The organism is candidate division TA06 bacterium (assembly GCA_016235665.1).
In the GTDB taxonomy this organism is placed as follows: domain Bacteria; phylum Edwardsbacteria; class AC1; order AC1; family EtOH8; genus UBA5202.
Genome location: JACRJI010000010.1, coordinates 185461 through 194885, shown reverse-complemented (window position 1 = coordinate 194885; position 9425 = coordinate 185461). Strand labels below are relative to the sequence as shown.

Sequence of the window (9425 nt, the reverse complement as noted above, 5' to 3'; positions counted from 1 at the left end):
TAATCCGTATGGACTATTTGGTAGCAGACCCCGCCTTCAATAAGCAAAACCCCTTGATACACAAGGCGTGGCAAAGATATCTTATCATTATGACTTTCTTCCCAAAACGGGTCATTTTCGTAAAGTCGTAGTGATACTTCGCCGTTTAAAGGCGGGATGCTGCCTTGAGCTAAATGAACAAAGCCCAGCAGCAACAATGTTATGATCAGTATTTTTGGCTTCATATAACCTGTTAATAATAGCTAAAACGCATGGTTTAGTCAACAATAAAAAGCAGTTAAAAAAAGAAAGAGGCAACGCCTCTTTTTATATTAACCGCGATCAGTTGGGAGCCCTGGGGCAGACGGGTGCCGGGCTTCCATGAAGGCAACAGGCCAGACAGCACAGCTAAAAGCCCGCAGTGGCGATTGCGACGTAGGTATGACAGACCAGAGGAGCAAGAGCCATGAAGGGCTTGAAGCCCCTTGTCCCTGAGCTGCCAGGCTGAGCTTGCCGAAGCCATGTCGAAGGGCAAGGGTTGTGGCGGGACGGCCACAACGGCATCCGCCCCCCTAAAGCATTCTGATTGTTTCATGCTAAGAGTGCCCGCCCCTTTGGGAGTACAATATTTGGTGGGGGGTGCCAGGGAAGGGGTTTCCAAAGGGGAAGGGCACGGCGGGGGGCGGGACGGCCAGCCGATTGGCTGTTTTATTTTTTAACCGCACCCCTCGCTTATAAGGCAAGGCGCTTACCTCGGGGCAGGCTCCAGCCAAGCGGCTGACGCTGTGCTGTCTGTAACCAGGCCAAGCCTGTTGCCGAGACTACGGGCGGGCGGGGGATCAGATTAAGCCCGAGTGTCTAAAGGCGTCTGCACCCGCAGGCGCCGAAGACACGAAGGTCCCTCGACAGGCTCGGGACAGGCTCCCAATATCTATTCTTTGTCCTGCTCCCTGGGGTGGCATCTGCTGTGCACTTCCTTGAGATCGGCGATGCTCACCTGGGCGTAGATTTGCGTGGTGTTAAGATTCTCGTGGCCCAGCATCTCCTGGATGTGTCTGATATTGGCCTTGTTCCTAAGCATCAGCGTGGCGCAGGTGTGGCGGAAGCTGTGCGGGCTGATGTTCTTCTTTATCCGGGCTTTCCTGGCATAATACTTGACCATAAACCACAGCGCGCTTGAGCCGAACCTTTTGCCGGACAGGGTCAAAAACAGGTGGTTGTTCAACGGGTCCCGGATCAACGCCGGCCGCACCCCCTTGACATAGTTCTCCAAGTACCGGCAGGAGATCTTCCCTATCGGCACCACCCTGTCCTTGTTCCCCTTGCCGGCATTTACCCGGACAAAGCCTTCGTGATAGTCCACGTCGGCCAACTGCAGAACCTCTATCTCGGCCTTGCGCAAGCCCGAGGTGTAGAGCAGTTCCAGGATGGTTCTGTCGCGATAGCCTAAGGTGGTCTTGACATCCGGCGCATGCAGCAGCTTCCGCATCTCCGCAGGCGTAAGGATCGAGCGCGGCAGACGCTTGGGCTTGCGGGCAAAGTCCACATCCTTGGAAGGATCAGCCACTATGTAGTCCTCCTGGCGCAAAAAGCGGAAGAAGCATTTTACGGCCTTAAGGTGGTTGTTCTGGGTGCCCACGCAGTTGGGCTCGCCCCGGGCGTTTACCGTCTCGTAACAATGCGCCTGGTAATCCCTGATGGCATCCTTGCCCGCCGCCGTGATGTCCTTGATGCCCGCTTCTTCCAGGTAGTTGAAGAAGCAGTTAAGAAGAGATGCATAGCACTTGACCGTCACCTTTGAGAAGTTTTTTACGGCCAGGTGATCCCGGTACTTCTTGGTTATAAGAACCCGGTCGATCATGGCAGTTGCCGGGGCCGGTGAAGCGATTGCTTATGAGGCAATTGCCTCTGAGGCGGTTGCTTGATGGATTTAATATGCGGCGTGATGCCTGGCTCTTTCTCCCTTTCCCTGGGATGCGACTTGCTGTGCGTCCGCTTGACCTCTGTGCCGGCCACCCTCAGGTAGACCTGGGTGGCCGACAGGTCAGAGTGCCCCAGCATCTTCTGCACCGCCGTGATGTCCGCCCCGTTCTTCACTAACTGCGTGGCGAAGGTATGCCGGAAGGTATGGGGTGACACCTTCTTTGTGATGCCCGCTTTACGGGCATATGTCCTGACCATGATGCCGATGACCTCCGTGGACAGGGCCTGGCCCTGACGATTGACAAGCAGGGCCTTAACCCCTTTATTATTCTTCGTCCACTGCGGCCGGATATGGGTGATGTACTCCTTCAAAAACCGCGCCGCATGTTTTCCCAAGGGGATCACCCTGTCCTTGGCCCCCTTGCCTTTGTTTACCCGAAGATATCCACCCTGCAGGTCGCAGTCGTAGATGGTAAGTCTGGCCATCTCCTCCAACCTCAAGCCTGTGGAGTAGAACGCCTCTAAAATAGCCCTGGCCCTGATGCCCGCCGTGGTTGACAGATTTGGCGCATCAAGTATCTTCCTGGCTTCTTCAGGTGTCAAAACGCTTCGCGGCAACGAAGTTGCTTTTTTAGGCTCCTTGATGTCTTCGGCCGGATTGATCAACACCACGTTGGCCTTTTCCAGATATTCAAACAGCCGCTTGACTGCCCGCACCTTAAGGCACATGGTAGACGTGCTGTAGGGCTTGCCTGCTTTGGTAAGATGCTCGCGGAGAGATAGCAGGTAGGCTGTGATCGCGCCCTTGTTGACCTGCCGGATATCGCCGATGCCCTGGCTCTTAAGATAGGCGAAGAAGCCCGCCAGATGCCCGCTGTAGGCCGCAATGCTTTTGGCCGAGTAGTTCTTCACCTTGAGTTGACCGGTAAAAGCTGATAGGATGTCGTTCATTGTTTAATTGCTCCTGTCGTAGTAGTATTAAACCGCCATCGTAATGGTATATGCCATCTGAAGACCCTCATAAACACTGGGTTTCAGCAATTGCCGCTTTTTGGCCCTGTTTTTTACCCCTTGCATCCGGTATATAGGTTCCTCCCTCGTAGTCTCGTAGTTGGCCTTATTTTCTTTTTAATCGCAGTTAAAAGAAGAAGTTACGGCGGCAGCCGATCAATCACGTAGTGGCCTCGTAGTACCCTCGTAGTGCCCTTTTTAGCCCTCGTAGTTGGTGATTTTGCCCTCGTAGTTTGGCTTCAGCCCCGAGTTATGCCCCATGTTTTGCTAACGAAGGGGTTTGTGATTTTGCCCTCGTAGTTACAGGCTACGGCACCCGCCTGCTATGCAGTCGAGCCGGCCCGCCCCCCGCCGTGCCCTCCCCTTTGGCATCCCCGCCCTGGCACCCCCCACCATTCAAGGTACTCCCAAAGGGGTGGGCAACTCTTAGCGCAATTACATATGAGCGCCTTAGGGGGGCGGGTGCCGCTCGTGGCCGTCCCTCCACGGCCCACAAGGTGGTCATCGAGCTTTGTCGAGATGGCCTTGTGGGTCTGCGTTTGCGGGGCAATGCTTCTCCGGTCTATGTAGCACCTGCGAAGCCTCGCCCCTTAAACGCCTGCCGTAGCCTGGCCCGAAGTCCTAAGCTGCTCCACTGTGGTCAAGCCCATCAGGAACGGCTTATCATCCGTTCCCTGGCCGTCGTACAGCAGCTCGTAGATGTATTCCTTGCCCTTCTTGCCCACGGCGGAGTAGATGTATTCCAGATCCTCCAGCTGCTTGATGTGGCAGCGCACCTGGAAGTCGCTCCATTTGCAAAAGTCCCGGATGTCTTTCCTGGTAAAGTGATAATCCTTCGGCTCTATCCCCTGCCGCTTACAGCTTATCTCCACCATCTCCTTGATCATCCCCAGCAGCAGACGGGACGGCGGCGACAGCTCATCCAAGCTGCGGCCGAACACTTCCCCGGCCAGCTTGTTGGCCAGCTCGATGTCGTCAAGGATAACATCTATGTACTCGATGATCTTTCCGTTATGCTCAACGCTTTTTACCTGACGCTGGTATTGCCGCAGGTAGGCAATGGCCTTAATCAGTCCCAGGTATTTTTTATGATCCCTCCTGGCCCGTAACGATTCGGAAGGATAGGTTAACTGCGAAGCAAAGGGATTGATAACCTGTATAGCCCTTAAAAGCCGCTGGGCATTATAATGTCTGCGGGCTACGGCCTCGGTCTCGGCTTTCTTGACCAACCCCTCGATGGTCTCGTTCTCCCGCTGTTTCACTAATATCCGCGCCGTCATCTCCTTGGATTCGTCTATGGTCAATGTAATAAACCTGTTCGAGGTCTCGTAGTCAAGCTCGACCTCGGTGGTGGTGATCATCAGGGCCACCGGCCCTTTGACCTTGTATTCCTCGGTTCGCAGTTTGCCCGTTACCGGGTCTTTTCCAGTAGCCGCGATGGAAAGGTATTTTGACGACTGGATGTTCCGGATGCTGTATGATGCTTCCCTGGCCCCGTGCTCTTCCTCTATCGCCAGCAGTTTGTGCATCAGGCTGTCTTCCTCTTTGTAAAACAAGGCCTGGCCGGTCAAGCGTGTGTACTTCATAAAGTCCTCGGGCGGCATCAGAGACAGCACCGCGTCCTGTAATGTGCTCTTGCCTGCGGCCGACCGCGATTGAATGAGGATTGACAGCGGGTCGTCCAGCTTTCTGCTGGTGGCCGCAATGAAGGCCATCAGCTTGTTGGCTTTCTCACCGGTCAAGCCCACGGTCTCAAAATCCTCCAGGATCCGGTCGAACAGCTTTGGATCTTTCAAAAACCCCAGGGCTTCGGCTTCTTCGCTCTTGCTCATGGAAGGACCAGATGGCGCCGCCTCAGGTGTCCAGCTTTCCGCCAGGTCGATCAGTTTTGTTATGTCCCCGGTGATCAGTTCCTCTTTCTCGGAGAACAAGACGGCGCAGGCCTTGGCAAAGAACAACCGGCTTCTATTTGAGTAAAGGTCTACCGTGTCCAAGTGGAAACGCCCCTTGGCGGCCGCTGACGAGCGGACGGCGGACAGGGCTTTGACCGTGGCTTTAAGCTTAACGCCCTCACGGGATATGCCCCGCACCTCGTAGCGCCTGTCGCCGTAGCACACGGTAAAACCGCTGTCCGTCTTTTCATAGTCCCGCTGCTCGCTCTTTACCTGGCGTTCGGATCGGATCGCCGCTTTGGGGTTGGCCTGTTGCAGCAGCGTTTCAAAGGTTTCCTGGGCATTGGCAGTTAAAATAAAGAAGCTGTTTACATCGGCTTTGGCATCCTTCAGTTCCGGCAGGTCGATGTTATAACAGGCTATGCCTTTATTTTTTAACTGCCCTGTCATCCTTGCTGCGCCTGCTTCTCCGGCTTCATCCCGGTCAAAGCAGATATATGCTTCGTTTACTTTATATCGCTCAAACAAGGCGGCGTGATCATCAGTAAAGCCATTCACCCCGTAGCATGGGATAACGTCCTTAAAACCTGCATTATACAAGGTCAAGGCATCAATGATGGATTCCGTAAGGATCAGCATTGACGAACGTTTGGCGGCCTGCCAGTTGAACACCCCGCGCCTCGGGCCGGGCAGGTAGAGATGAACAATATCCGATGGGGCAGGATTTGGGATCAGGGATTTGGTGTTTTCTACTTTCCGGCCGTAAATGCCCACGCAGTCCTGGTTATCGTCAAAGACAGGAAAGATTACGCAGTTGTAAAACAGTTCGTAGCCCCGCTCGTTGATCAGGCCTATTTCTTTCAGGGCTTCCTTCAACTCGCTTTCCTGCTGCGGCAGAGCATTGTTAAGCGTTCCGTTGCTGTAGCCCAGCTTAAAGTCCTCGTAGATGCTATTATCGGTTATACCCCTGGATTGCAGGTACTGCAAGCCTCTTTGGTCTTCAAACAGGGTTTGATGATAGAAGGATACGACACGATTCAATAACCTGGAACGATTGAGCGGGACCGGCACGGAGGCTTTCACCGGTTGAGATGCCGCTTTTGTTTGCCCGGCAACGCTGGAACTTTCCGTGCCGGCCAGCCTCTTGTACGCAGCTCTGAAGTTAATCCCTTCCTTCTTGGCCACGAAGTTTATAATATCTCCCCCGGCGTCGCAGCCGAAGCAATGCCATAGCTGTGTTTTGGGGTTCACCGTGAACGACGGCGTTTTCTCTTTATGGAAAGGGCACAGGCCCACGTAGTTGCTGCCCTTCTTCTTTAACTGCACCCCGTAGGATTCCACCAGGATCTTCAGGTCGTGGCTCTGTTTTATCTGTTCGATCTCTTTTTTATCTATCAGCATGTTTTTAGACCTCGGGTTTAAAACTTGTCAAGGGAAAAATGAAGTTTTTTCAACGGCGATTTTATGCTTGATTTTTAGTTCAACACATGATACCATTCTCGTATCAGTTTGTCAAGAACTATTTTTAAGGGGAAAACCGCCATGCCCGAGACCATGCTGTATAATAGCGGCATAACACCAACAGGGGACGTTATGCCAAAAAGAGAAGCACATTTAAACATACCCGAAGAGACTTTTGGGACCAGGCTGGCCAGGCTGCGCCGGGAAGCCGGTTTTTCCCAGCGGGATCTGCAGGCCGAGACTGACATCCCGCAGCGGGTGATCGCCTACTACGAGAAACAGACCAAGCACATACCGGCCCACCTGCTGCCAAGACTTTCAAAAGCCCTGGGCGTGACCGTAGACCAATTGATGGGCCTGGATAAATTGAAGGCGGCGCCCAAAACCCGCGACAACCGGCTATGGCGCAGGGTGAGCCAATTGGAGAAGCTGCCTGCCAAGGAGCGCAAGCAGATCGTTCAACTCTTAGACACTTTCCTGGATAGGGAGAAGCTTAAAGAAGGCCAGATAAAACAGGCCGGCTGATTGCCGGCCCGAGTAAATGCAAAACCCCCGTCATAAAATGGCGGGGGTTTTGTTATTTGGCAATAATAATCTGTGAACAGCAACACAACATTTTAATAGCTGATATCTATAAACCCTAAATTATATGTTTTCAGTTTATAAAGGAAATTTATCATATCGTTAGGATTTGCAGGTATGACAACGTCCCTTTCACTATTAATTAAATAATCGTAACCTTTTAAATCATCCAAGTAACTAAATAGAACGCCAATACACTTAGATAAATCGCCTTTATGGGGTATATCCTTTCTTTGTACGATATAATATTTTGTTAAAGTTTTACACTTTCTAAGTTTTATAATTCTAGGCAACAAATCGTTCTCCCAAAGACCAAATTCTAACCACGACACATACGGCCCCCAACGTGTATCTTCCTCAAGTCGTAGGCCTGGTTTCTCTTTCTCTACATATGGCAGTAAACCTATATCGTGCGACTTGTCATTTCTATAAGTAATCTTAAGCTTAACATAATCTTTTGTAGATTCGTTAACCTCAACTTTCACAGAAACATTATCGCATTTATAAATTAGGCTCTGTGATGCTTCTGTTTTTAGAGCCTTTTTTATAGCGGCTGTGGTATCGTTACCACCTGTTTGGGCTTTATTATCAGCTGTCATGAACAAAACAGCCAAAATAGCAAATAATAAATTACGGCACATATTGGGCAGCTCCATTAAAGTTGTTACCGACTGCTCCTTGCGTTTGCCATATTTTTTCTCTCTCTATGGCGTATGGGTGCGCACCACTTCTCGGACTTGTTGGTCCGTAGCCACCATCCTTGTTTTTAACAACATTTTCATAATACATACCTTTGCCATTTGATCTGGCAAATACTTCTGTCAATTCGTGAAAAGCAATTGCCATCCTAGGGACCTTACCACTACCGTCAAGGGCATTCCAACTACCTTTACTGGCAACAACCGTTCTGCCAGCATAACCTGCTGGGGGCGTAGCCCATTTAGTACTAAACTCCATTCGTTTAGTTACACTTTCATTAATAGCACCAAACGAATTCGAGTTCGCCTCCGCCGATACAGCAAATTGGTATTTCTCAGTCGCACCAGCTATATTAGCAATCGTTCTTAAGCCCTCGTTGTTGGCAAGCTGTTCTGCAGTTGCGGTAACTGTAACCGTGCCGTCTTTATTATAGCCTAAAGCGCTGGCATCCTTCCCGGCTATTTCACCAAGCGTTTTCTTGGTCTCATCAAGATCACCGGCCAACTCCAGCACCATCCCCGAAGGATCGTTAAACTTCAAAGGATTGTTCACACAGTAGACATATGGATTCAATAACTGGGGATTGCACAATTGCGGATTGCCTGGCGGGCCCTTTAATGCTGGATCAGGTTGACTAAAACGGCCCAACGCTGTTGTGAAGAAACGGGCCTTGGCGTAATATTGACCTGTCGCTGCATCCTGTATGTGGCCAGTAAACTTATGGGTATTACCCGTTGCAACCGTCCCGGCCTCGGAGCCAAATGCAAGATAATCCTGCCGCCAAACAACATTGCCATCCGCATCCGTCATGGCTCTGGGGCTATTCAGATAATCCGTATGGTAGTAATACGTGCTCCAGTTGCGGGAGCAGGTATATATCCCGTCAAACCTAAGAATCGCCCCGGGGCTGGCGTGCATGTGCACGCCCCTTACCGTGCCGCCTACATACCCCTGAGTATTCCTATCCAGGTCTACCCACAGCTCGTTCCACTGGTTAAGCTCCAGGTCTTCATTGGCGGCAAACAGCTTGTCTCCGTTCTTGTCGCCGTTCATGTCGCGCCAGCCGGCCTTGGTGCTGTCCCAGCAATGGAAGCTGACCCACGAGCCTTCGGTAAGAGGCTTTACCCAGATGTGAACCCAGCGGTAGTTGCCGGCCGAGAAGTTTATTCCCTGGTCCGGGAAGGCAAAGTTGCCGTAGCCCGAAGCGTCCACGTTCACCTGCACCGAGGCCGCGCCCTGCATCTTGTCTGTGCTAAGGCTGGTCAACAAGAACTATGGGTTCATAAAATTATTATTGAAAGCCCCGCAAGTAGCGGGGCTTTTGAATTATTTACTTACGCTTATGCCTGAATAATAGTACTTTTTGTTTGCTCCCCACAATCCCATAAATTCAATTATATCATTTTTCTTCCAATAAACCATGCCTGTTTTCTTATATTCTATAGACAGCCCAAAATCTTTCTTGTTCCAATCATAGTGCTCTCTAAAACCTTCTAAGTTGTCATCAAATCTATACGCAATAATTGCCATAACAATATTCTTATTGTTAGTGATTACTTTTACGTAATCAGCTTTAGATCCCTGTTCAACAACTGTTGTACAGATATATATTTTATATATTCCGTATTTGGTCATATAAAATATTTTTGCATCATACACACAAAATGATTTATTAAGTTTTATCTCATAAAACGATGTATCTAAATTGTTATCCCTCCTGTCTTCAATAAAACTGGCAATTTTATATGGCGTTTTATTTGTCAGTTTCTTTTTATCTATGCCCATGTTTGCTATTTTATTACATTCTTTCAATGTCAACGGATATAACAATGAAGTTAACACCATTATACTTAGAAAGGTAAATAATGTTTTTTTCAT

At 50.4% G+C, this 9425-nt stretch carries 7 protein-coding genes; 1 reads left to right on the top strand and 6 read right to left on the bottom strand.

From position 1 onward, the window contains the following. Window positions 1–910 precede the first annotated feature (910 nt). From HZA73_05855 to HZA73_05845, 3 genes are all read right to left on the bottom strand, one after another. The gene (locus HZA73_05855; GenBank protein MBI5805552.1) at window positions 911–1840 is read right to left on the bottom strand and encodes a tyrosine-type recombinase/integrase; all 930 of its coding nucleotides are present in this window, start codon (window positions 1838–1840) and stop codon (window positions 911–913) included. After that, entirely contained in the window at window positions 1837–2853 is a 1017-nt protein-coding gene (locus HZA73_05850) for a tyrosine-type recombinase/integrase (protein ID MBI5805551.1), read from the bottom strand. Before HZA73_05850 ends, HZA73_05855 begins: the two co-directional genes overlap by 4 nt. 650 nt (window positions 2854–3503) lie before the next feature. Next, window positions 3504–6206 carry a toprim domain-containing protein gene (locus HZA73_05845; GenBank protein MBI5805550.1) on the bottom strand — a complete coding sequence of 901 codons (2703 nt, stop codon included), beginning with the start codon at window positions 6204–6206 and terminating at the stop codon, window positions 3504–3506. 192 nt (window positions 6207–6398) lie between these two features. On the opposite strand from HZA73_05845, the gene HZA73_05840 reads away from it, so the two are divergent. Beyond that, window positions 6399–6791, top strand: coding sequence for a helix-turn-helix transcriptional regulator (locus tag HZA73_05840; GenBank protein ID MBI5805549.1), 393 nt, complete (start codon window positions 6399–6401; stop codon window positions 6789–6791). Window positions 6792–6883: 92 nt separating this feature from the next. Here the strand turns inward: HZA73_05840 and HZA73_05835 are convergent, their stop codons facing one another. The 3 genes from HZA73_05835 to HZA73_05825 all read right to left on the bottom strand — a co-directional run bounded on the left by HZA73_05835 (window position 6884) and on the right by HZA73_05825 (window position 9425). Further along, window positions 6884–7489, bottom strand: coding sequence for a hypothetical protein (locus tag HZA73_05835; GenBank protein MBI5805548.1), 606 nt, complete (start codon window positions 7487–7489; stop codon window positions 6884–6886). Next, the gene (locus HZA73_05830; GenBank protein ID MBI5805547.1) at window positions 7479–8789 is read right to left on the bottom strand and encodes an RHS domain-containing protein; all 1311 of its coding nucleotides are present in this window, start codon (window positions 8787–8789) and stop codon (window positions 7479–7481) included. Before HZA73_05830 ends, HZA73_05835 begins: the two co-directional genes overlap by 11 nt. Window positions 8790–8873: 84 nt before the next feature. Then, window positions 8874–9425: a hypothetical protein gene (locus tag HZA73_05825; protein MBI5805546.1), complete on the bottom strand. Its 552-nt coding sequence runs from the start codon at window positions 9423–9425 to the stop codon at window positions 8874–8876.

Coding starts and splice junctions, on each gene's coding strand:
- HZA73_05855 (MBI5805552.1), bottom strand. CDS start 1,840: ATGATCGACCGGGTTCTTATAACCAAGAAGTACCGGGATCACCTGGCC.
- HZA73_05850 (MBI5805551.1), bottom strand. CDS start 2,853: ATGAACGACATCCTATCAGCTTTTACCGGTCAACTCAAGGTGAAGAAC.
- HZA73_05845 (MBI5805550.1), bottom strand. CDS start 6,206: ATGCTGATAGATAAAAAAGAGATCGAACAGATAAAACAGAGCCACGAC.
- HZA73_05840 (MBI5805549.1), top strand. CDS start 6,399: ATGCCAAAAAGAGAAGCACATTTAAACATACCCGAAGAGACTTTTGGG.
- HZA73_05835 (MBI5805548.1), bottom strand. CDS start 7,489: ATGTGCCGTAATTTATTATTTGCTATTTTGGCTGTTTTGTTCATGACA.
- HZA73_05830 (MBI5805547.1), bottom strand. CDS start 8,789: ATGCAGGGCGCGGCCTCGGTGCAGGTGAACGTGGACGCTTCGGGCTAC.
- HZA73_05825 (MBI5805546.1), bottom strand. CDS start 9,425: ATGAAAAAAACATTATTTACCTTTCTAAGTATAATGGTGTTAACTTCA.